The organism is Sphingobium sp. WR1 (genome assembly GCF_059693745.1).
The window spans coordinates 185,441-209,521 of sequence record NZ_JCATID010000004.1 but is presented as its reverse complement, the minus strand read 5'-3'; the positions used below and the strand labels follow the sequence as shown (position 1 = coordinate 209,521).

Annotated in this window: 16 protein-coding genes; 13 read left to right on the top strand and 3 right to left on the bottom strand. The window is 62.8% G+C overall.

The annotated features are described in order from the left end of the window. The first annotated feature begins 3 nt into the window (after nt 1-3). On the top strand, nt 4-2,580 hold the full coding sequence (locus tag AC58EF_RS07510) for a TonB-dependent receptor (protein WP_497275711.1): 2,577 nt from the start codon (nt 4-6) through the stop codon (nt 2,578-2,580). A gap of 47 nt (nt 2,581-2,627) precedes the next feature. Here the strand turns inward: AC58EF_RS07510 and AC58EF_RS07505 are convergent, their stop codons facing one another. After that, the gene (locus AC58EF_RS07505) at nt 2,628-4,316 is read right to left on the bottom strand and encodes an arylsulfatase (protein WP_497275710.1); all 1,689 of its coding nucleotides are present in this window, start codon (nt 4,314-4,316) and stop codon (nt 2,628-2,630) included. A gap of 223 nt (nt 4,317-4,539) precedes the next feature. On the opposite strand from AC58EF_RS07505, the gene AC58EF_RS07500 reads away from it, so the two are divergent. Next, on the top strand, nt 4,540-6,936 hold the full coding sequence (locus AC58EF_RS07500; protein WP_497275708.1) for a TonB-dependent receptor: 2,397 nt from the start codon (nt 4,540-4,542) through the stop codon (nt 6,934-6,936). Between the two features lie 43 nt (nt 6,937-6,979). On the opposite strand, the gene AC58EF_RS07495 is transcribed toward AC58EF_RS07500, so the two are convergent. Continuing rightward, a complete protein-coding gene (locus tag AC58EF_RS07495) occupies nt 6,980-8,503 on the bottom strand; it encodes a vWA domain-containing protein (RefSeq protein ID WP_497275707.1) in 1,524 nt (507 codons plus the stop codon). Between the two features lie 254 nt (nt 8,504-8,757). Between AC58EF_RS07495 and AC58EF_RS07490 the strand changes: the two genes are divergently transcribed. From AC58EF_RS07490 to AC58EF_RS07480, 3 genes are read left to right on the top strand one after another with little or no spacing between them, the layout of a single operon-like run. After that, nucleotides 8,758-10,332, top strand: a complete 1,575-nt coding sequence (locus AC58EF_RS07490; protein WP_497275705.1) for a DUF4153 domain-containing protein — start codon at nt 8,758-8,760, stop codon at nt 10,330-10,332. A 31-nt stretch (nt 10,333-10,363) separates the two neighbouring features. Next, nucleotides 10,364-11,074, top strand: coding sequence for a response regulator transcription factor (locus tag AC58EF_RS07485; protein WP_497275704.1), 711 nt, complete (start codon nt 10,364-10,366; stop codon nt 11,072-11,074). Then, a complete protein-coding gene (locus tag AC58EF_RS07480; protein WP_497275702.1) occupies nt 11,047-12,660 on the top strand; it encodes a sensor histidine kinase in 1,614 nt (537 codons plus the stop codon). The genes AC58EF_RS07485 and AC58EF_RS07480 overlap by 28 nt, the downstream gene beginning before the upstream one ends. Nucleotides 12,661-12,748: 88 nt before the next feature. On the opposite strand, the gene AC58EF_RS07475 is transcribed toward AC58EF_RS07480, so the two are convergent. Beyond that, nucleotides 12,749-13,330 carry a TetR/AcrR family transcriptional regulator gene (locus AC58EF_RS07475; RefSeq protein WP_497275701.1) on the bottom strand — a complete coding sequence of 194 codons (582 nt, stop codon included), beginning with the start codon at nt 13,328-13,330 and terminating at the stop codon, nt 12,749-12,751. Between the two features lie 61 nt (nt 13,331-13,391). On the opposite strand from AC58EF_RS07475, the gene AC58EF_RS07470 reads away from it, so the two are divergent. The 8 genes from AC58EF_RS07470 to AC58EF_RS07435 all read left to right on the top strand — a co-directional run bounded on the left by AC58EF_RS07470 (nt 13,392) and on the right by AC58EF_RS07435 (nt 23,742). Continuing rightward, entirely contained in the window at nt 13,392-14,357 is a 966-nt protein-coding gene (locus AC58EF_RS07470; protein ID WP_497275700.1) for an alpha/beta hydrolase family protein, read from the top strand. A gap of 51 nt (nt 14,358-14,408) precedes the next feature. After that, on the top strand, nt 14,409-15,236 hold the full coding sequence (locus AC58EF_RS07465) for a kinase (RefSeq protein ID WP_497275699.1): 828 nt from the start codon (nt 14,409-14,411) through the stop codon (nt 15,234-15,236). 156 nt (nt 15,237-15,392) lie between these two features. After that, nucleotides 15,393-15,923, top strand: a complete 531-nt coding sequence (locus AC58EF_RS07460; RefSeq protein ID WP_497275697.1) for an RNA polymerase sigma factor — start codon at nt 15,393-15,395, stop codon at nt 15,921-15,923. Between the two features lie 2 nt (nt 15,924-15,925). Beyond that, nucleotides 15,926-16,885, top strand: coding sequence for a FecR family protein (locus AC58EF_RS07455; protein ID WP_497275696.1), 960 nt, complete (start codon nt 15,926-15,928; stop codon nt 16,883-16,885). A gap of 115 nt (nt 16,886-17,000) precedes the next feature. Beyond that, nucleotides 17,001-20,195, top strand: coding sequence for a TonB-dependent receptor (locus AC58EF_RS07450; RefSeq protein ID WP_497275694.1), 3,195 nt, complete (start codon nt 17,001-17,003; stop codon nt 20,193-20,195). Between the two features lie 50 nt (nt 20,196-20,245). After that, nucleotides 20,246-21,487: a purple acid phosphatase family protein gene (locus AC58EF_RS07445; RefSeq protein ID WP_497275693.1), complete on the top strand. Its 1,242-nt coding sequence runs from the start codon at nt 20,246-20,248 to the stop codon at nt 21,485-21,487. A gap of 333 nt (nt 21,488-21,820) precedes the next feature. Continuing rightward, entirely contained in the window at nt 21,821-22,678 is an 858-nt protein-coding gene (locus tag AC58EF_RS07440; protein WP_497275691.1) for a TauD/TfdA dioxygenase family protein, read from the top strand. Nucleotides 22,679-22,692: 14 nt separating this feature from the next. Then, nucleotides 22,693-23,742, top strand: coding sequence for an ABC transporter substrate-binding protein (locus AC58EF_RS07435; protein ID WP_497275689.1), 1,050 nt, complete (start codon nt 22,693-22,695; stop codon nt 23,740-23,742). Nucleotides 23,743-24,081: the final 339 nt, after the last annotated feature.

The window sequence follows — 24,081 nt, the reverse complement described above, 5'->3', positions numbered from 1 at the left end:
ATCATGACCAGGTTCGTTCTTCAGTCCGCAGTCAGCATTGGCACACTTGTCTTTGTAACCGCTGCACAGGCGGAAACGGCTCCGACGCCGGACGCCGCGTCCAGCGACATCATCGTCACTGGAACGATCGTCTCGGGCGAGATGAAGTCGATCGAGGCGCAGCGCAAGGCCGACAACATCGTCAATGTCCTGACGTCCGACGGCATCGGCCGCCTGCCGGACCGCAATGCCGCCGAAGCCGTGCAGCGCCTGCCCGGTGTCGCCATCGAGCGCGACCAGGGTGAAGGACGCTTTGTCGCGGTGCGCGGCCTGCCGTCGCAATGGAACTCGACCCTCATCAACGGCAACCGCCTGCCGACCGCCGAGGAGGAGACGACCAGCCGCGCGACCGCTTTCGACTTCTTCCCATCGGAACTGATCGAGCAGGTCGTCGTCGCCAAGGCGATCACGCCCGACATGGAGGGGGATGCGATCGGCGGATCGGTCAATTTCATAACCAAGACCGCGCCGGACAAGCGCACGCTGCAACTGACGGCGGGCGGCAATTATTCGGAAAAAGCCGACAAGGCGGGCTTTCTTGCCAGCGCGCTCTATGGCGATCGCCTGGGCGACGGCAAGTTCGGCTTCGTGCTGTCGGGCACCTATTATAAGCGCCATTGGGCGACCGACAATTATGAACCGCGCCGTGGCGGCGACGGTATCGGCATCACCCGTCTGGAACTGCGCGACTATACCGGCGTGCGCGAGACGATCGGCCTCAACGGCGCCATGGAATATGCATTCGACGATGGTGGCAAGCTCTATGCGCGCGGCATCTATGGCTCGCTCAAGGATGACGAGACGCATTACAAGCACCGTCTGAACTTCGCCTCCAACCGGGTCGAGGTGCAGAATATCTTCAACACCCTCATCACCGAATTGTCGGGCGGCGAAGTAGGCGGCGTTCACATGCTTGGGTCGGGCGGCGCGAAGTTCGATTGGAAGGCTTCGCGTTACGAAAATCTCTTCCACTATGGCGACACGCCCGATGGACGCGACAACAGCTATTTCGTGGTCCGCTTCGACCAGCGCAATGTCGGCTATCAGGGGCTGGAAAATCGCGGATCGGGCAATCTTGCCTATAATGAGATCGATGGCGGAACCGATCCGGCCAACGCGATCAGCAACCATCTGCCCTCCTCCTTCCAGATGGACCCGTCGTTGACGCGGCTCGCCAATGTCGAACTTTACAAGATCCGGGTGAAGGAAACCGACCGAATCGTGCTGGAGGGCAATGTCACGCTGCCCGCCAGCGACACGCTGACCTTCAAGGCCGGCGCCAAATATCGCGACAAGCTGCGCGACGCCTTTTTTGAGGATCTGTTTTACACATGGAACCCGGCGGCGGGGCCGGTGCCGACGCTGGCGGACTTCCCGCTGATGAACCAGCCGGGGCGCGGACAATATCTGGACGAGCTGGCGATCGGCTCCCAATATAGCGCGCAGTTTTCGCAGGTCGTGTCGGAAAAGGATCTGGTGGACTGGTATATCGCCAATCGCGGCAATCTGGTGCTGGATGCGGCGGGGTCGGCGACGGCGGAAAATGGCGGCGCGCTGGGTCGCACCTTTCGCCTCTATGAAAAGCAGACCGCCGGCTATGTCATGGCAACCTGGAACCCCAGCGATGCCGTGACGCTGCTGGGCGGCATTCGCCTGGAACACACCAAGACCACGGTGGCGGGACAGGTGCTGATCAACGGCGCGCTGGAAAAGGAGCGCCGTTCGAACGATTATCTGTCGGTCCTGCCTTCGTTGCACCTGACCTATCGGTTCGATGGCGACACAAACCTGCGCGCGGCCATCACCCGCAGCTTCGCGCGGCCCGACTTCGGCGACCTGGCGCCGGGCGGAGCGTTCAGCGAAGCGGATCTGGAATTTCAGGGCGGCAACCCGGACCTGAAGCCGACCTATGCCTGGAACGCCGATCTGCTGTTCGAACATTATTTCGGCAATGACGGCGTCATTTCGGCAGGCGCCTTCTACAAGCGGATCAGCGATCCCATCTATGATTCCCGCCGCATCGGCACCTATCGCGGCATCGATGGCGTCGCCTTCCTGACGCCGGCCAACGGCGCATCGGGCGATCTCTATGGTTTCGAATTCAACCTGCAACGCCGCCTGACCTTCCTGCCGGGGCTGCTGTCGAATCTGGGGGTCAACGCGAACTACACGCTGATCCGCTCCAACTTCACCCTGCCGGACGGTCGCGAAGTGCGGGTGCCGCGCCAGGCGAACAACCTTGCCAATGTCGCGCTTTATTATGACGACGGCCGCTTCTCCAGCCGTCTAGCCATGAACTATAAGGGCGCGTTCATCGAGGAATATGGCGCGGACGCCGCCAGCGACAGCTATTATGGCGCCTATACCAGCCTGGACCTGACGGTGAACTGGCAGTTGACCCCGTCGGTCACTTTGTTCGGTGAGGCGAGCAACCTCACTAACCAGAAGCTGCATTATTATCTGGGCAACAAGGGACGGCCGTTGCAGGTCGAATATTATGGCCCGCGCTTCCTGCTCGGGGTGAAGGCCGCGATCTTTTGATATAAGCGGCTCGGCCTGATGATCATTGGGCCGAGCCTTCCCATAGACTATTTCTTTGCGCCGTTTTCGGTCGGCACGACCACCCCCTTGTCCTTCGCATAGCGGGTCCAGTCCTCGACCAGTTCCTGGAGCTTTGCCGGTTCGCTTGCCGCCAGGTCATGGGCTTCCGCCGGGTCCTGGGCGACATTGAACAGCTGCCATGCGTCCGTGCCGTAGCTTTTGCGCGAGTATGTGCTGGCCGATGTGGGCAGGTAGACGGCCTTCCAGTCCCCCTTGCGCAGCGCGCGCCGGTAGAAAAGCTCCGTTCCGACCGCTTCCGTAGGCTGACGTATCTCCGCCGCCTCGCCGCTCAGCACTGGCCGCAGGCTATGGCCCTGGAAGGGCAGGATGGCGTGGCCGGCGAAGGTTGCCGGCTGTTTGAGGCCTGCCAGATCGAGCAATGTCGGCGCGACATCGGTCACGCCGAGGAAGCCGGTGGCGATCCGCCCGCCGGCGACTCCGGGGCCGGCTGCAAAGGCGGTGACGCGCGTGCCCCCTTCTGTGGGATAGCTTTTCACCAGCCATGAGGGCGAACTATTGGCCTGCGCCCAGCCGGGTCCGTAGCCGACATAGGATGTCGCCTTGCCGATATTGCCGAGGCTGTTGTCTATGTGCAGCCTGGCCTTGCCTTCCGGGTTCGGAACGGCCTGATGAGGGGCGTCGATGACATTGCCCTCCGGCCCGTTGTCGGAAAGGAAAAGAATGACCGTGTCCTCATATTTGCCGAGCTTCTTGAGCGTCTCGACCACGCGGCCGACATTCTGGTCCATCCGATCGACCATCGCCGCATAAACCTCCATCTTGCGCGACTCGATCGCCTTTTCCTCCGGCGTCAGCGACGCCCAGGGCTTTACATCCTGCCAGTCATGCGGGGCAAGATTTGCCGGGACCAGTCCCAGTTCCTTCTGCCGGTTGAGCCGGGCCTCCCGCAGCGCTTCATAGCCGGCGTCGTAACGCCCCTTATATTTGGCGATCACCTCCGATGGCGCCTGAAGCGGCCAGTGCGGTGTCGAATAGGGCAGATAGGCGAAGAAGGGGCGTTGGTCCCCGGCGCCTTCTTCGAGGAAGCCGATCAGCCGATCGGTGAAATAGTCCGCCGAGAAGCGCCCCTTGGGATAGGCGACGAGCTTGCCATTATCGCGATAGGTGGGCGCCGCGTCGATCGCTTTCCATGCCTTGTTCTGGTCAGCGCCGAAATGATTGCCCAGTCCCTGGAGCAGGGCATAGGATCGTTCGAAGCCGCGCGCGGCCGGGCCGCGTTCCGGCGTCAGGCCAAGATGCCATTTGCCCGACATCAAGGTTCGGTAGCCGCCCTGGTGCAGCAATTCGGCGATCGAGGCGACACGGTCGTTGAGATAGCCTTCATAGCCGGGCTGGCCGATCTGATCGGGCTGTAGCACTTCGGCCATGCTGCCCAGGCCCGCCTGGTGATTGTCGACCCCGCTCAACAGCATCGAGCGGGTCGGTGAACAGGTAGGCGCGGTGTGGAAGCCGGTGAACCGGACGCCGGACGAGGCGATCGCGTCCAGATTGGGCGTCTGGATTTCCCCGCCGAAAGAACCGAGATCGGACCAGCCCAGATCGTCCGCCACGATCAGCAGGAAATTGGGCTGATGCGTCGTCGAAGCGGGCACAGTCGGGACGGCGTGGGTGTCCGCGGCGGTCTGGGCCTGCGCCGGGATCGTGTTCGACAACATAGTTCCGGCAAGAAACATTAACAATTTCAATTTCTTATTCACTCGCCCATCTCCTGATCCGATTCCGAATGACAGCCACGGCCTAAGCGAGCGGGAAACGGATTCGAAACAATCAATTGTCTACTTCATTGATAGAAAAAATGTCTCGCCAAAAGTCCAGCCAATTCTCTACTCGCTCCATTGAGAAAGACTCAACCTTGTCAGTCGCCAGAAAGGGGGCCTCATGACCGCGCCGCTTCATTCCACATCTCTTGTCGTGCTCGCAGCCGTGGCAGCGGCAAGCGCCATGGCTCCAGCGCAGGCAGCAGAGGCTGCTGCTGCGACCCCAGCGCCGGAAGATGCGGCGCTGGATGCGCCGGACGGCGGCGGGCGCGAGATCATCATCACCGCGCGCCGGCGCAACGAGAAGATCCAGGACGTGCCCGTTGCCGCCAACAGCTATGGCGGGGAGCAACTGGCCGCGACCCGCACCTATAATCTGCGCGATCTTCAGGCGCTCAGCCCCAGTCTGGTGGTGACTGTCACCAATCCCCGCAATACCAGCATCAATATTCGTGGACTGGGCAACAATGTCTCGGTCTATAATGACGGCCTTGAACCGGCCGTTGGCGTCTATATGGATCAGGTCTATCTGGCGCGTCCGGGTCAGGCGGTATTCGACCTTGCCGATATCGAACGGATCGAAGTATTGCGTGGACCCCAGGGAACGCTGTTCGGCAAAAACACATCTGCCGGCGCGGTCGTGATCACGACAAAATCGCCGACTTTCGATCCGGAATTCGGTGGCGACGTCACCTATGGCAATTATGACTTCCGCCAGTTCCACGCCTATGCGAGCGGTGCGTTGGTCGACGACGTGCTTGCAGCGCGTCTGTACGTATCGAAAACGGATCGGGACGGCTATGTCACCAACCGCTATGACGACAGCAAGACGCAGGACTATCATGATTTCGGCCTGCGCGGACAATTGCTGTTTACGCCGACCGAGAATTTCAGGCTCCGTATCATCGGCGACTATGGTTTCCAGAAATCCCAGACCGCAGCATCCGTGCTGGCGGGCGTGATCCGCACCTATGACAATGGCGCCAATTTCGCGAACAACTATACCGATCGGGCAACAAGACTAGGGCTGGAGACTGTGACAGCGGCGCCGGGCGACCGTATTGTCGATGTCGACGGCAATCCGCGCTATAAGATGCAACAGGGTGGCGTTTCCGCCATTGCCGATCTGAGCCTGTCCGGCCACACGCTGACATCGGTCACGTCCTGGCGCCGCTGGGACTGGTATCCGCACAATGACGGGGACAGCACGCCGCTCGATGCCGGTACCGATTTCCACCAGAGCAACAACCAGCAGCAGTTCAGCCAGGAATTGCGCATTGCATCGGAAGGCGAGCGCAAGGTCGATTATATCGCCGGTGTCTATTATCTTTGGCAATCGATCAAGGCCGAGGCGCTCAATGCCTATGGGCGGGATGCGGCGGCATGGTTCCTGGCGCCCAGCGTCGATCCGGTCGTCGGCGCCGCGGCCCTCAACGGCTATACCATCATCAGCCATTCGAAGCCCGTCACCAACAGCTATGCCGCATTCGGACAGACGATCTGGCACATCACGCCGACGGTCGATCTGACCACGGGGTTGCGTTACACCTATGAGACCAAGAGCGGCTGGTTCGATCAGGAAGCGACCGGCGCTAGCCTCGACGGACTGACCGCCGCGCAGCAGGCGGCCGCCCTTTCCATCCGCGCCCGCTACGGTGCCGCCAACTTCTACGAAGCGCGCACCAAGGAAGGCCGTCTGTCCGGGCAAGCGACGCTGTCCTGGAAGGTGACGCCCGACGCGCTGCTTTACGCCACCTATGGCCGCGGCAACAAATTCGGCGGCCTCAATCTGGCCAACATCACCACGACCGGTCCCTATGCGGCCAACCCGGTGATCAAGCCCGAAACCATCGACAGCTATGAGGTAGGGCTCAAGACCAGTTGGTGGGCCGACAAACTCAGCGCGAACCTGGCGGGGTTCTGGACGGACGTGAGCGATTATCAGACGACGATCGTGGACGTCGACCGCAACAACATCTCCTTCTTCACCAATGTCGGCAAGGTACGCACCCGCGGCATCGAGGCGGATGTGCGCGCCAACCCGACGCCCTGGCTCTCGCTATACGGGTCGGGCACCTATACCGATGCGCAATATGTCAGCTATTCGACTGCGCCCTGCCCGATCGAGATCATCGGCCAGAGCTTGTGCGATCTGTCGGGACGGCGCCTGCCGGGCGTTTCGAAATGGGCCTTTTCCGCTGGCGGTGAAGGCAAGGCGCCGGTCGGAAAGGCGCTGGGTCATGATGCCGAGATATATCTGGGCGCAGACTATAGCTATCGGTCCAACTATTATACCACGGCCAGCCTTTCGCGCTATTCACTGATCGCCGGCTATAGCCTGCTCAATGTCCGTATCGGCATCCGTGCGGTCGACGGTCGCGTCGATTTGCAGCTTTGGGGTCGCAATCTCTTCAACAAGGATTATTACCAGAGCCTGTCGGCCGCCAATACGGGCGCGATCACGGGCACGCTGGGCGATCCGCGGACTTATGGCGTGACCTTGCGGACCCGCATCTAAAGCAGAGGCGGCGCCCGCAATGCCCAAGCGTTGAGCCGTCAACTCAGCCCGGCCCTTCGTCCCTTTGGGCGAGGTGCACGAGTTGCAGGAATTCCTCGCGCCAATAATTGCTCTGGCCGCCGGCGAGACGTGGGATATCGGCATAGCGGAAGTCGCCCAACCGCGTGTCGCCGCGCAGTTTTTGGCCGAAGGCCGCGACCGCCACGGCGAAGGCCATGTCGCCTTCGGGTCTTGTCGCACCGGCCAGCAGCGTGGCCGGGATCGGCCTTTCGATCAGGCTGCTGCGGCTACCCCCGGGCAACTTGTAGCGCAGGCGGACCGTGGCGATTTCGCTGATGTTTCCCGCCTGCGCGTCGGGCGCGGGGCTGACGGCATATTTGCGCGGAGCGGTCCATCCCTCCTCACCTTTGGGGACGATTTCATAGAGCGCCGTCACCTGATGCCCTGCGCCGATCTCGCCGGCATCGACTCTGTCGTCGGTGAAATCCGCTTCGGCAAGAGCGCGGTTTTCATAGCCGATCAGGCGGTATTGGCTGATCATGGCGGAGTTGAATTCCACCTGCACCTTCACGTCTTTCGCGATGACGAAGAGGGTGGAGGAAAGCTCCTCTTCCAGCACCTTCCGGGCCTCCATGGCGCTATCGATATAGGCATGGTTGCCATTGCCGAGGTCCGCCACGGCTTCCATCATCGCGTCATTGTAATTGCCCTGGCCGAAACCCAGCGTGGTGAGGGTAATGCCGTCTTCGCGGTTTTGCCGCACCATCTCTTCCAGACTTTTCTGGTCGGTCAGGCCGACATTGAAGTCGCCGTCGGTCGCCATGATGATACGGTTGATGCCTCCGGCGATATAGTGGGCGCGGGCGGTCGCATAGGCCAGTTCGAGCGCCGCGCCGCCCGCGGTCGATCCGGAGGCATCAAGTCCGCTCAGCGCCGCCTTGATCTCGGCCGGTTGATGGCTGCCCTCGACCAGCGTTTCGACAAAGCCCGCATAGGTGACGATCGACACACTGTCTTCGGGGCGCAGGTTGTCGGCAAGCATGGAAAGCGCTTGCTTGACCAGGGGCAGCTTGTCCGCATCCTGCATCGATCCCGACACATCGACCATGAAGACCAGATTGGCCGGCGGTCGCTCTGCCCGTGCGACATCATAACCACGAAGGCCAATGCGCAGCAGGCGCGTGCCGGGATTCCATGGCGTGGTCGACACGTCCGTCGTCACGCTGAAGGGGATGGAGCGGTCGTCGGGCAGGGGATAGTCATAGCGGAAATAGTTGATCATCTCCTCCGTGCGCACAGCGTCGGCCGGGACGACCTGACCGCCCAGCAACATGCGCCGGACATTGGCATAGGCACCGGTATCCACATCGACCGCGAACGTGGACACGGGTTCGGCCGCCACCTGATGGATCGGACTGACCGGGCGGCCGTCATAGCGTTCGCCATCGTTTCGGGCGGCCGCGCCATTCGCCGCTTCGCTATAGGCCTGACCGCTCGGTGGCTGGCTGCATCCGGCGAGGATCAGGCTGGGGCAAAGGGCCAGGGTGATTGCCAGGCGAGAGCGCATCCTTGTTTCTCCACTGTAACAGTAGAGAGAAAAATAGAGGCGGCAAAACGGGGCTGGCAAGCGACGAATGGAGCCTTGCCGGGCCTCGTGCCCAGCCGCCGGCGAAAGCCGCAGGGCGTTACCGACGGTTTTCCGCCCTTTCCGATGCGGCCTGCACATCTTCTGCACAGGATCTGCGCCAACTATTGACCGGCCGCACCCGACGATCTGCTTGGGCGCGTCGCATCTTGCCCGAAATTTCGGGGAGATAGTTGATGCACGCTTCCGCCTTGCCCTTGACCGCGCGCTTCCGATGGAAGTTGGCGCCCGCCGTCCTGATTGTCTGGATCGGTGACTGGCTATTCTGTCAGCGGCATTATTACGGCGGATATCTGGGACTTTTCACGCTGGCCGTGCTGGGCGCATTGCTTGCGGGGCGGCCGGCTGTGTGGCGCGACCGGCGAGCGTGGATGGCAGTGGCTGCGGCGGGCCTGTTCGGACTGGCGCTGGTTCACGATGCGAGCCTGCTGGCCTGGCTCCTGTTCTGGACGGCGGCGGGCATGGCCGCGCTGATCCCGGCAACGACGCGCATCGATGACGGATGGCGCTGGTTGCAGCGCTTGCTGTGGCAAGCTGTGCGGGCGCCGTTCGGCCCGCTGATCGATCTGAAACGCATTCTGAAGATAAGGGCGGCGGGGCGTGCCGGTCGCTGGAGCCTTCACGCCGCCTTGGCGGTGCTCGCTCTCCCGGCCATTGGCAGCGGGGTGATCCTCGGCCTGTTCGCTACGGCCAATCCGCTGATCGAGCGCTTCCTTTCGTCGCTGTTGCTGCCGGATCTGTCGCCCGAACTGATCGTGCGGCTGCTGTTCTGGGGACTTCTCTTCATCATGGTCTGGAGCCTGTTGCGCCCGCGTCTGCCGCGGCGTCTGCTGCCGACCTTTGACGGACGGGGCGAATGGCGCCTGCCGGGCGTGTCGGTCGCTTCGGTGACGCTGTCGCTGGTCCTCTTCAACCTGATCTTCATTCTCCAGAACCTGATGGACATTGCCTGGCTTTGGGGCTGGGCACCGGTGCCCGAAGGCATGACCATGGCGGACTATGCGCATCGCGGCGCCTATCCGCTGATCGCCACGGCCCTGCTGGCGGCCTTGTTCGTCCTCGTAACGTTGCGGCCCGGATCGGAAACCGCGTCGAACCCCGCGATCCGCAAACTGGTGATGCTGTGGATCGGTCAGAATATTTTTCTCGTCTCGTCCGCAATGCTGCGGACGGCGGATTATATCGAGGCCTATTCGCTGACCCGCCTGCGCATCGCGGCGCTGGTCTGGATGGCGTTGGTGGCGTTCGGGCTGGTAGCGATCTGTTGGCGGCTGCTGTATGACCGAAGCGCGGCCTGGCTGATCAACATCAATCTGGCGGCCGTGGGACTGGTGCTGACGATAGTCTGCTTCGTCGATCTGGGGGCGATTGCGGCGCAATGGAATGTCCGTCATGCGCGGGAGGTCGGCGGTCAGGGCGCGGCGCTCGATCTCTGCTATCTCAACGCATTGGGCGATTCCGCTCTGTTGCCCCTGTTGTCGCTGGAGCAGCGCGCCGATCTGCGGCCGGAGCTTCGCGAACGGGTGCAGTCGATACGACTGCGCCTCTATCGGGCGCTGGCGGAGGATCAGCGTCGGGGCTGGACGCTGTTGGGGCAAAGGCGGCTGGAAAAAGCGCGACTCATGTCAGCCCAGCAAAAGCCACCGGCGCTGACGCCGGGGCCGAGGGATTGCGCTGGTGCGCTGATCCCGCCACTGCCTGCTCCCCTCCGGAGCCCGACAATCTCGACCGCAAGACCGTCCGTGCGTTGACAGAGGAGCTTGGGAAATGATCCTATGTCCCATGCCCAGCACTATCCTGATCGTCGATGATGATCCCCATATCCGACAGCTTCTCGTCTTCGCCTTCGGCAAGGCGGGACTGGACACGATCGAGGCCGCCGATGGCGAGCAGGCACTGGACAAGGTCGAGCGGCACGCGCCCGACCTTGTCATCCTCGACATCAACATGCCGCGCATGGACGGGCTGGAGGTCTGCCGCAGGCTTCGGGCACAAAATGACGTGCCGATCTTCTTCCTCTCCTCGCGCGACGATGAGATCGACCGCGTGCTGGGCATCGAACTGGGCGGCGATGATTATGTGGTGAAGCCTTTTTCCCCGCGCGAAGTAGTGGCGCGCTCCATGGCGATCCTGCGCCGCACCGCCGCCCGGCCGCCGGCGGTGGAAAATGTCGGCGTCATCCGCCATGGGCTGCTCAGCCTGGACACCGAAAGCTGGTCTGCGCACTGGCAGGCCCGGGAGGTCGGCCTGACAGTGACCGAGTTCACCATCTTGCGCACTTTGCTCGCCATGCCGTCCCGTATCTTTTCGCGCGATCAGATCATCGATCGTTTCCGGGGACCGGGCTTTGCGTTGACCGACCGGACAGTGGATAGCCATATCCGTAACCTGCGCCGCAAATTCGCCGATGTCGGCGGCGTCGACATCATCGAGACGCGCGCCGGGATCGGCTACCGGCTGGGCGGATGCAGCGGGACGGCGCCGCCTGCATGATGGCAGGGTTCAAGGTGCGGATCGCCCGGCACTGGCCGGTGCTGCGGCTGCGCACGATATTGCTCGGGACTTTGCTGTTCGTGGCGGCGTTGCCGGGCTTCGGGGCGGTCTTCCTGCGCGTCTACGAAAATGCGCTGGTGCGACGGACCGAGGCGGAACTGGTGGCGCAGGGTGCAGCCCTGGCGGCAAGCGCGGCGGTGGTCTGGAAGGGGATGGTTGCCCGCCCCGCCACGCCCGCGCCCCCGGTGCGCTATCATGACCGGATGACCGAGGTGGACCTGCGCTCCTCGCCAATCCTTCCACCGCGGCCGCACGCGACGGTAACGCGCGACCGACCCGATGGCGCGGCCGTTGCGCTCGCGCGGCAGATGATGCCCGCCTTTGCCGAAACCAAACTGACCACCTTGTCGTCCATTTTGATGCTCGATCGGCACGGCGTGGTGCTGAACGGTCGGGAAGGCGGGCGAAGCCTGGCTGCTCTGCCGGAAATCCGGGCGGCGCTTGGCGGCCGGGCGGTAACGGTCTTGCGAGAGAATGAGGGCACGACAGCCCGCTATCCGCTGGAGTGGCTGAGCCGCGCCGCGAGTATCCGGTTGCATCATGCCGTGCCGATCAGTGTCGACGGGCGTGTTGTCGGGGCGCTGCTGATATCGCGATCCCCCCGTGCGCTTTTTCTGGGCATCTATGAGGATCGGGGCAAGATCGCGCTTGGCGCGTCGGCGATTTTCCTGCTGTTGATCCTGCTTTCCGCCGTGCTGTCCCGTGCGATCGTCAGGCCGATCGAGGGGCTGAGCCGGGCGACCCGCGAATTATCCTCGGGTCGTCGGGTCGCGCCGCGTCATCCTTCCCTGCAGGTGGTCGAAATCCGGGCGCTCTATCAGGATTTCGAGCAAATGGCCGACAGTATCGAGAAACGCTCCCGCTATCTGCGCGACTTCGCGTCCTCGGTCAGCCATGAGTTCAAGACGCCACTGGCTGGCATTTCCGGCGCGATCGAACTGCTGCAGGATCATGGCACCGATATGACGCCTGCCGACCGGGAGCGTTTCCTGGCCAATATGGCCGCCGATGCGGAGCGCCTGTCGCGGCTGGTGCGGCGGCTGATGGAACTGGCGAGAGCGGATGTGCTGGTCGGCGAACGCGATACGCGGACAGCGGCCGCGCCGGTGCTGGCATCGGTGGCGGACGCGCTGGCGAGCAAGGATTTCGCCGTCAATCTCCATGTGCCTGAACGGCTTCCCTCATTGACCATGGACGCGGGGGCATTGGAAACCGTGCTGACCACGCTGGCCGACAATGCGCGACAGGCTGGGGCGTCACGGCTCGATATCATCGTCACGGCGCGGGAGAATGTCGCATGGATCGATCTTGTCGATGACGGACCGGGCATTCCGCCGGGGGACAGGGACCGCATCTTCGATTTTTTCTTTACCAGCAAGAGGGGAGAGGGCGGCACCGGCCTCGGCCTCGCAATCGCCCGGTCGCTGCTCTTTGCCTATCGCGGGGAGCTGCACCTGCTTCCTACCGACCGCGGCGCGCATTTTCGACTCACTGTGGGGACGGCATTTCAAGGAACGGCGACTTAGGCGTCGCCTTTTTTGCCTCAGGGCCTGTGCAATTATGCCATCAAGCGCGGAGAGGCCGCACCGTTCAAGGCGGAAACCGTGCCCCACGCTACGGCGACGCAGCGCCCATGATCAGGGATGCAGCCGCGTCGCCGGCATCGTCCATATAACCGGCGTCACGGTGGAGAAGCACGACAGCAAAGGCTCCGTCGAGGAGAAGCATGATCTGCCGTGCCAGTTGCCGGGCGGACGCAGGCGGCAGCGCGTCGTCCAGGACTGAGCACAGCCAGTCCTCGACCCGCTTCTTGTGCGCGCGCCCGGTTACGATGGCGGGGTGTCCTGGCATATTGACGAGTTCGACCGACGTGCGCAGGAAACCGCATCCCTTCCATCCGGGGTGCCGGGCAGAGGCGGCGAGATTGCGGAAGATGCCGCGCACCTTGTCAGCCCTGTCGCCGTCGGTTTCCGCGAACCAGCGCTGGAACAGCGCCAGATTGGGCTGATCGCGCGCTTGCAGATGAGCCTCGATCAATTCGTCCTTGCTGCGAAAATGATAATAGAGCGTCCTCTTGGTCACACCCGCCTTTTCGGCAACCCCATCCATGCTGACGGCGCGGATGCCTTCCCTATGAAACAGCTTTCCAGCCGCTTCGATGATGCGCTCGCGTGTGGGGGCCGTCGCCTTCTTCATGCGGCAGATGTATACCGACTAGTGAATATACACAATTCTTCCGGCGGTCTATCTGGCCGGCATGAGTTCCGCAGCTTCCGACAAAGGCATGACCGGAGAAACGATCGAGATCATATGTCGTGATGGCGTGCGCCTTGGCGGCCATCTCTGGCCCGCGTCGGGCGATGGACCGGCCCACGCCGTCGTCATCAACAACGCCACCGGCGTCCTGGCGCGCTACTATCACCGTTATGCCCGCTTCCTGGCCGGGCACGGGTTCGACGTCCTGACCTATGATTATCGGGGTATCGGTCAATCGCGGCCGGATCGGCTGGTGCGCTGCGGCTATCGCTGGCGGGACTGGGGTGAGCGCGACTTCGCGGCCGCGCTCCGTTTCATGGACGAGCGGAAGCGCGGCGGCTCGCTCATCGTGGTCGGGCACAGCATCGGCGGATTCCTGCCCGGCCTGGCCGACAATGCGCCCGCGATCGATCGGATGCTGACGGTCGGCGCGCAATATGCCTGGTGGGGTGATTATGCCTCCGGTCGCCGGTTGCGCCTCTTCCTGAAATGGCATGTCGCGATGCCGGCTCTTACGGCGGCGTGCGGCTATTTCCCCGGTCGCCGGCTCGGATGGCTGGAGGATCTGCCGGCAGGGGTCGCCAACGAGTGGAGTTTTCGCGGCCTGCGTTTCGAACGCAGCCATCCGGTTGCCGAGCGTCAGGATAGGCTGCTGCGGATGGCAGCGGTTACGGCGCCTATCCTGGCGGTGGCGGTCTCGGACGACGAACTCGGCACCGTGCCGGCCATTCGCCGCACGCTGGCATATTATAGCGGCGCCGAGCGAACGGCGGTGCTGCTCCGGCCCTCCGACTATGGCCGCGAGACGTTGGGCCATTTCGGCCTCTTTCATGATAGCCATGCTTCCGACTTCTGGGTCGATACGCTGTCATGGCTGCACGAGGGGCGAAATTCGTGGCCGGACAAAGTGGTTTCCGATCGCGAAGGCCATCTGATGCGCAGCCTTGCCGGGCGGAGGCTGCTATGATCGGGCGGCCGCGTTGGTCGGTCTGTCCGATATAGCGTCATGGGGATGAAGATGGCCGACAATCCTGACTGCTTCTTTGCCGGCAACGTGCCGCTAGACCGCATAGCGGCAGCCACGCGCGACTGGCTGGCGGTGGCGGCGGATCGGCCGCTGATCCTGGGTCTGTGTGGCGCGCAGGGATCGGGCAAGTCGACGCTTGCAGCGGGGTTGCGGACGCTGATGGCGCGGGAAGGGCGGCGAACGGCGATTCTGTCGCTGGACGACCTCTATCTGGCGCGCAGGCAACGCGCACGTTTGGCGGCGGATATCCATCCCCTGTTCCGCACGCGGGGCGTGCCCGGCACCCATGACACCGTGCGGGGCATCGCCATCCTGGAGGCGGTGAAGGCCGGCGCGCCGGTGCTGTTGCCGCGTTTCGACAAGGGGCAGGATGAGCCTTTCGGGGACGGAGAAGCCATTGCGGGGCCGATCGATCTGCTGATTTTCGAGGGCTGGTGCGTCGGCGCCCGACCACAGCCGGAAGCGGACCTTGCCATACCCGTCAATGCGCTGGAGCGGGATGAAGACGCCGACCGGATATGGCGCCGCCATGTCAATCATCAGCTCCGCGGTCCTTATGCCGAGCTGTTCGCCTGGATCGACCGGCTGGCGCTGCTCGCCGCGCCCGATTTTCCGGTGGTGCGGACATGGCGCGGACAACAGGAAGCGGCGCTCGTCGCCCGCGGCGCGAGCCGGGCGATGGACGCGGCGCAGCTCGACCGATTCGTGCAACATTATGAACGGCTGACCCGGTATATATTGACCGAGATGCCGGACCGGGCCGACCTGACTCTGCCACTCGGAAGGGATCGGCGATTGAGGACCGGGCCATCATCATAATTGCTGCATGATCGGGATCGATGTGGGTGCCAAGCGGCTCCTGTTGCGCTGCCGACCCTGGCGACGCGGTGGTCACAAGAAGGGTCGTTTCGTCTTCGAATCGTAACCTGTGCCCTATAGGCGCGCCGGGGTCATCCTCCTTCAGGACATTCGGCCTTGTTTCCGATCCGCCGCGCATCGACGCCCGAAGACCAGCGGGACTGGACAGCGGTCCGTTCCGCCCTCGTGCGCTATGTGCGGGGCAGGACCGGCCGGTCGGACCTGGCGGAGGATGTCGCGCAGGAAACGCTGACGCGCCTCATCGCGCTGCAGCAGCGCGACGAAATCGGCAGCGTCTATGCGCTCGGCTTTCGCATCGCCGACAATCTGGTGGTGGACATCTATCGTCGCGAGGGGCGCCAGTCCGGGGAAGTGGACGAAAGCATGGAATGCACCGCGCCCTCGCTTGATCGCGTCGTCCATTCGCGCCAGGCGGTGGCGATATTGACCCGGACGCTGCAACATATGCCGCCTCTGCGGCGCGAGGTGATCGTGCGACGGCGGTTGCGGCGCCAGAGTTGCGCGGCGATCGCGGAGGAGTTGAAGCTGAGCGTCAAGGCGGTGGAGAAGCATATCACACGAGGCCTTGTGGACCTGAGAACGGCGTTCGAGCGCGCCGGGCTGGGCCCGGAATGGCTGGGAGAATGACCATGGCGCAGCAGCAGGACCGGGAGGCTGCCTTCTGGGTCGAACGGATGAGCGGACCCGCGCCCGCGCCCGACGTCGCGCGCGCGTTCGACACATGGATCATGGCCGATCCCGATAATGTCGCGCGTTTCGGCCGGATGCGGGCGCTTTGGGAATCCGACGCTATCGTCCAGGCGTTGTCGGAGGTCGCATGGCAGCGGCCGCGCCCGCATCCGGTGCGGGAAGCGCTGGATTGGATGATCGCCTTCCTGCGCAGGCCACTGACGCTGGGCGCCGGGGCCGCGCTGGCCTGCGCGGTGGCGGCGGCGCTGCTGCTGCCGCGGGTGATCGTCGATCGGTCGTTCGAAGTCCGGCCCGGCCCGGTGCAGCGCATTGCGCTGGCCGACGGCACGCAGGTGACGCTGAGCGGCGGCAGCCGGCTGACCGTGCATATCACGCCCTGGTCGCGCAGCGCGACGCTGGAGAAGGGCGAGGCCTTCTTCGACGTTGCGCATGAACGCTGGCGCCGCTTTGCCATCGCCAGTGCAGGTAAGCAGATCCTGGTCCTGGGGACGGCATTCGACGTCGACCGGCAGGGCGGGGACGCCGTTGCGGTGCGGGTCTATCGCGGGCTGGTGGGCGTCGAGGCGGCGGACGGTTCGGCATGGCGCCTGCCGGCCGGCACGGCGATCCGCATCGTCGGCAATCGTGGCCGTCGGCTGCCCGCCCCCTTTGGCGATGCGCCCGGATGGCTGGGCGGTTGGTACGAGACCGAAGAGGCACCGATGCAGCGACTGGTGGATTGGATGAACCGCTTTTCGGCAAAGCCGGTGCGGCTGGCCGATCCCGCGCTGGGGATCATTCCCGTCAGCGGCCGGTTCCGGGTGTCGGATCCAAAGATGGTGCTGGAAGCGCTGGCGGCGACGCATGATCTGCGCTGGCGGGAGGAAGATGGGAGCTATGTTCTTGGCGATCAGCTCTGATGTCATCGCAAATACATAATCATGTAATTGAAAAGTAATAATTTTCTTTTGTAGGGTTTGGATCATGAGCCACGTCTCCCGTTCGACATTCGTCTGAATCGGGGGAAATATGTTCTTGCCTAGCTTATTGAAATGTTGCGCGTCCGGCATCGTCCTTGCGACTGTCGCGCTTCCCGCGACGGTCGCCGCCGCGCCCGACACGGGCCAAAGCTTCCGCTTTTCCATTCCGGCGCAGGATCTGGCCGGGGCATTGGCCAGCTTCTCGCGCGTGACCGGGATGCAGCTGTCCGCCTCGCCCGATGCGCTGCGGGGGCGGCGCAGCCACGCGGTGAACGGCCGGATGAGCGCACAGCAGGCGTTGCGGACGTTGATTGATGGCGTTGATGTCGAGGTCCGCATCGTCGGCACGACCGTGATCGTGCGCCCCGGCGCGCTGACGCGCCCTGTCGCCGCACGCAGCGGGGAGGCTGCCCCCGCGCCGCGCGCCGCCGCTGTTCCGGTTGCGGGCGCCACCGAAGCACCGCAGGCGCAGATCGTCGTTACCGGCTTTGCCAAGGCGGTGAACGCGTCGCTGGAAACCAAGCGCCAGTCGGACAAGATTTCCGATACGGTGACGGCCGACGACATGGGCGAACTGCCCACCAACAATGTCTCGGAATCGCTGGCGCGCCTGCCCGGCGTCAATGCGGTGCGCAATCATACGACCGGTGAGGGCGACCGCATCACCATTCGCGGCCTGTCGACCGAACTCAACAATTATTCCATGAACGGCGTGCGGTTGGGCGGCGCGGGATCGCGCGACGATAATTTCTTTAGGGGCGTCCGCCTCAGCGTCCTGCCGCCTGACGGCATCAAGCAGATCACCGTCTACAAATCGCTGACGCCCGACCGCGACGGTGATGCGCTGGGCGGCTCCGTCGATATCCAGACGCCGACGGCCTTCGACCATGACAGGACCTATGTCCGCCTGTCCGCGGAGGGCGGCTTTCTCGACAAATATGACGACCGCAAGTCGGGCCAGTTATCGGGCGCCTTCGGCAGGCGGCTGACCGACAATCTCGGCGTCTTCATCTCCGGTAGCTGGAGCCGCCGTCGGTCGCAGTTCGAGCAGAATGGCGTCGATGGGGACAACCAGCCGATGAGCTGGTATGAGAACAGCGAGACCTTGGGCTGGGACCCCAACAAGTTCGTGATGCGCGGCATGGACATCGCCTTCGGCGAGACGGACGTGAAGCGCTGGGGCACCAATGGCAGCCTTGACTACAGATCGGACGATCACGACCTTCACCTGCGCGGCCAATATAACAAATATCAGAAGGAGGAATTTCTCAACCGGCTGAATTTCCGCAACGACACCGGCCGGAATTCGGCTCGCTTGGTGCAAGTGGACAGCAGCGACACCAGTCTGGCCCAGCCCGATGACAATGTCGTCGGCTATGACGAGGAACTGGGTCGTATCTATGGCTACACCACCGCCCAGATCGAGGATCAGGATGGCGACGGCATCATCACTGACGCCGACCGTTCCTCGCGCTCCTTCTACAGCCTCTATGGCGGGTCGGGCACCTGGGATCCGCAGGGTTTCCGTCTGCGACGCTTCTGGGAAGGATCGCGCGAGACAGGCAGCCTCGCCTCGGCCAATTTCGGTGGCGTCAGCCGTTTTGGCGCAGTGACGATCGATTATGACGTCTCCTATTCCCAGTCCGAGGATAATCTGGATGACGGCTATGAGCTGGAGTTCCGCAGCGACAAATATGGCTGGCTGGGAAATACGGGCGTGCTGTTCAGCAGCGCGGGTGACAGCCGCTTTCCCAAATGGCTGCTTAACGATGCCGGCATGGCGGCGGTGCAGGATCCGTCGGAATATGCCTTTGCCGGCCTGTCCGGCGAAATCGGCGGCAGCAGCGAGAAATTGTGGCAGGGCCAGTTCAACCTGCTCTGGAAGGTGGAAAGCGGCTGGCTCGACAGCATCAAGGTCGGCGCCAAATATTTCAACTCGCGCCGCCGCACCTATAGCGGCGAGTTCCTGAACCTGGACGCCAGTGGCACGCTCGCCGACTTTTCCGCCTTCTACGGCAAGGCAGTGACGAGCCTGTTCGGCGGCCAGTATAGCGGCCTCTATCGGCTCGGCACGACGATCGACAATGGCAAGATGCTGGCCGAACTGGGGCGCGCCGAAGAAGGGCAAAGCAGCGTGTTCGACGGCTTCGCCGTCAGCCCCGCCGACGCGGTGATCACCGATGAGGACAGCTTTCGCTTCAATGAGCGAGTCATCGCCGGTTATGCCATGGCAACGGCGAAGGTCGGCAAGGCGACCTTCATCGGCGGCGTCCGTGTCGAAACGACCCGCAACAAGATCGAGGCCTATAATCTGGATGAGGTGCAGGGCGGCCGCTATTCGACCGACCGCAGCGACTTTACCAATGTCCTGCCCTCCCTGCACATGATCTACGATTTCACGCCGCGCACCAAGCTGCGCGCGGCGGCCTGGACCAGCTTCGCCCGGCCGGACATCGCCCGTATGAGTTCGGCGCGCGAATATGGCTATGACACCGATCCCGATGGTGACGGCGAGGAAAACCCTACCAGCGACTGGGTGCTGATGTCGATCGAGCAGGGCAATCCGAACCTGAAGCCCATGCGCGCGATCAACCTGGACCTCAGTCTTGAACATTATGAAGGGGCGACGGGCGCCTATTCGGTCGCCGGATTCTACAAGCATATCAAGAATTTTCTCTATCGCTCTTCGTCCAGCAACATCCGTAACGGCACATCAGGCGAGAATATCTCGCCGGAAGGCGTAACAATATTGATGCCCAACAACGGCAAATGGGCGGAGGTCTATGGCATCGAATTCAACGCCCAGCAGATATTGCACTGGCTGCCGGGGCCGCTTGGTTCGCTGGGCTTCGGCGTCAACCTGACGCTGCAGAAGTCGCGCGCCGAAACCGGCATCAACTGGCATCCCGAAGGCTATACGCTGCCGCTGGTCGAAACGCCGGGCCGCATCGCCAATGTGCAGATCTTCTGGCAGCGCAAGGGCTGGGAAATCTACGGCGCCTGGACACACCAGTCCAAGTTCATGGAGGGCATTCAGGATTTCGGCAACAATCCCTATGAGCAGGGCTACAGCTTCGTCGACCTGACGCTGCGCAAGACTGTGTTCGGCAAGTCCACCGCCTCGCTCCAGGTGCAGAATCTCTTCGACGCCCACACTTATTGGTACACCGTGTCATCGGGCACGGGAGCCAGCCGCGCCTATATCAAGAATGGGCGCAGCATCACGGCCGGGCTGAATTTCGTTTTCTGATCCCGATTACCCTCTCCCGGGCGCCCCATTTTCACCGCGAGTATCCATCCATGATCTCTCCCCGCCTGCTTTTCCTCTCGACTGCGCTCGCCCTTGCGCCGGCCGCGTCCGCCCAGACGCCGGCCGAACCGCCGCTCGCCCCGGCGACGGTCAGGCCCGAGCGCATCATCCTCAACCTCACCGCCGATCCCGCGCATGAGATGGCGATCACCTGGCGTTCGGCGCCGGGGCAGGCGGGACAGGTGCAATATGCCGAGGCGACCGACGGGCCGGATTTCGTGAAGGCGCCGCTGGCCCAGCCCGCGGGCGACGAGGACGCGACCATCGCTGTGCGCGAGGATCCGGCCTTCCGCGCCAGCTATCACGCCGCGATTCTCAAGGGGCTGAAGCCCGCCACCGTCTATGCCTATCGCGTCGGGGACGGCGCGACTTGGTCGGAATGGCTGCAATTCCGCACTGCAGAGGCAGCGGAGAAGCCCTTCCGTTTCATCTATATGGGCGACATGCAGAACCAGATATTGTCCGAAGCCTCGCGCACGCTGCGCATGGCCTTCCGTCAGGCGGGGGATGTAGCTTTTGTGATCCATGCGGGCGACCTTATCAACCGGCATGACAGCGACGCGGAATGGGGCGAATGGTTCGCCGCCGGCGGCTTTCTCTATGCCCAGACGCCGCAGATGCCGACGCCGGGCAATCATGAATATGGCCGGGGACCGGTGCTGAACCCGCAATGGCGTCGCCAATTCACCTTGCCCGAAAATGGACCGGCAAAGATCGACCGGCTGCGCGAGACCAACTGGTATACCGATTATCAGGGCCTGCGCCTGATCTCGATTGACGCGCCGCAACTGCATGGCGACGGCGAATCCCGCGCCGCCATCGTTCAATGGCTGGAGCCGCTGCTGGCGCACAACCCTAACCGCTGGACGGTCATGTTCCTCCACTTCCCGCTTTTTTCCAGCGAACCCAAGCGGGACAATCCGCGCGTACGCGAAGCCTTGAAGCCGCTGATCGACAAATATCGGGTCGACCTGGTGCTGCAAGGCCATGATCATGGCTATGCCCGCGGCGCCATCGGCCCCGACGGCCCGGTCGAGGATGGGGAGGGCGCGACCTACGCCGTCTCGGTCGCCGGACCCAAAATGTACGACGTCGCCTCCTTGCCCTGGGCGCGCAAATCGGCCTCGCGCACGCAGGCCTATCAGCTGATCGACGTCGGTCATGACAGCCTGACCTATCGCGCTTTCACCGCGACCGGCAAGCCGCTGGACGAGGTTGTCCTGCGGAAATAATTCGCATTCTTCTGGCCCGTGGGTCATGCCGATCTTCCCGCAAGCCATGGCGCGCAGGTGAGGGCTGTGGCTTGTTCTCGAATAAAGAGAACCGCTCAAACACCGCTGATTTGTTCAAATTGACATGAGATCGGATCACATCATCTATTGGAATTTCTCGATACATGCGGGCTATTGCAAATAGGTGCGCATGAAAAGGAAGGATATTCGTACCCGACGATCCAACATCATAAGAAGGCGAGAATTTATCATGGGATTTGCGCCGCGTGATTTTCTACACCTCGCCATATCGCTCCATCTCGGGGAGCCATATGGCAGGAAAGGATCAAGATCATGTCCACAGCCGCAGCCGAACGGACTACCGCCAATTTCGACATCCGCCCGCTTCAGCCGACCATCGGCGCGGAGATCCATGGCATCGACATTTCCCGGCCGATAAGCCCGGAGGTGCGGGACGCGATCCGCACAGCCGTGCTGCAATATAAGGTCGTCTTCTTCCGCGACCAGCAGCTCGACAATGAAAGCCACGCCGCCTTCGCGCGCCAATTCGGGCCGCTCTACACACATCCCAGCACGACCCACGATCCCAAGGTCACGCCGATCCACAATATCTCCGCGCTGGACAATGCCCGCTTCGACAAGCGCCAGGCCAAGGTGAAGGTGAAGCCGGGCGAAGCCTATCATAGCGACACAAGTTGGCGCCTGGTGCCGACCTGGGGCGCGGTGCTGCGCGCGGTCGACATACCGCCGGTCGGGGGCGACACCGTCTGGGTCGACGCGCATCTCGCTTATGAGGGGCTTTCGGACGAACTGAAGGAGAAGCTGAAGGGGCTGCACGTCACCCACGACTATCGTCCGGCCTTGCTGGCGGACGGTCATGACTATCCGATCGTCGCGCATCCGGTGGTGCGAACCCATCGGGAAACCGGCCAGAAGATACTTTGGGTCAATCTGACGCAGGATCCGCAGATATTGGGCGTCGACCTGGCGGAAAGCCGGGACCTGATCGACCAGATATTGCTGCAATATAAGCGGCCTGAATTCCAGGTCCGCTTTTCGTGGAAGCCCGGATCGGTCGCTTTCTGGGACAATCGCGCTGCCGTCCACTATGCGGTGCGCAACTATGGCGATTATCCGCGCCTGCTCCATCGTGTCCTGATCGCCGACGAACCGCTCTACGCCGATCTCTGAACGGCGCGGCGGCGATGACCGATCCGGTCGCATCCGATTCGAACGGAACGGGGGTGGCGCGACGCCATCTCCGTCTCTGGCTGTGGGGCGCGCTGGGGCTGGTGCTGGCCGCGCTGACCTTCGCCCTGTTCCGTCCGGCATCCTGGGGCGCGGCGGATGATGCTCGGACCCTGATCGTGGGCGATCAGCGCGGAGGCGCGCGTGCGCTGCTCAAGGCGGCGGGAGAACTGGACCATGTGCCCTATCGGATCAAATGGGCATTGTTCCCGGCTGCCTCGCCATTGCTGGAGGCGCTGGATGCCGGCGCGATCGATGTCGGCGGCATTGGCGGGGCGCCCTTTGCCTTCGCTTATGCCGGCGGCGCGCATATCAAGGCGGTGACGGCCTACCGACCCGCGGGTGAACATGCCGGCAAGGCGTCGGCCATCATCGTGTCGAAAAATTCGTCCGTCCGCACCCTGGCCGACCTGCGGGGCAGGAAGGTGGCGACGATCCGGGGATCGGCCGGGCAGGATCTGGTGCTGCGCCTGTTCGAACGGGCGAAGATCGATGCCAGCACGATCCGCTGGACCTATTTGTCCAACGGCGAAGCGAAAGCGGCGCTGGCGTCCGGCGCGATCGACGCCTGGGCCACCTGGGGCAGCTATGTCGGCATCGCCGTGCTGGAGGATGGCGACAGGATATTGGCCGATGGCGGTAATCTGCCCACCGGCGTCGGCTTCTATGCTGCCAATGACAAGGCGATCGAACGGAAGCGCGTCCTGCTCGGCGATTATATCGCGCGCCTGGCGCGGGCGCGGGCCTGGGCGCGCAATCATCTCGACGACTATGCCCGTATATTGGCGCAGGAAACCGGCATCCCCTTTGCGGTGGCGCGTTTCGCCGCCCAATCCTATGTCGGCGATGCGGTGCCGATCGATACAGAACTTGTTCGCGAACAGGGCCGGATTTTCGAACGCTATCATGCGGCCGGGATTATCCCGGACATTCCCAGGGCGGACAAGGGCTATGACACATCGTTCAACCGGCAGGTGGCGGAAGCAATCCGCCCCGCCGGCGCATAGACGGTGGGCAGGATGTCGATGTTCCTCTCCCGCCGTCATGCGCTGGTCGGCCTTGCCGCAACAGGCCTGCCTGTCGGCTGCGGCCGTCACGAGGCTAATGCCACGTTCATTATGATGCGCAAGAATGGCCGCCTCGCCGTGCCAATCAGAATATCATCATCGATACGTTCAGACTGGCGGAGAAAATAGAAATAAACAATAGATCGATAAATATTCTCTATAGCTATAAATATTTTTTGCCGATATATTTTTAATTTTAATTCAAGTTTAAATAAACATTTTCCAATTTAACTTGATTAATTTGCCTTGCTGCGACCGATAGCAATCATCCCTGAAAAT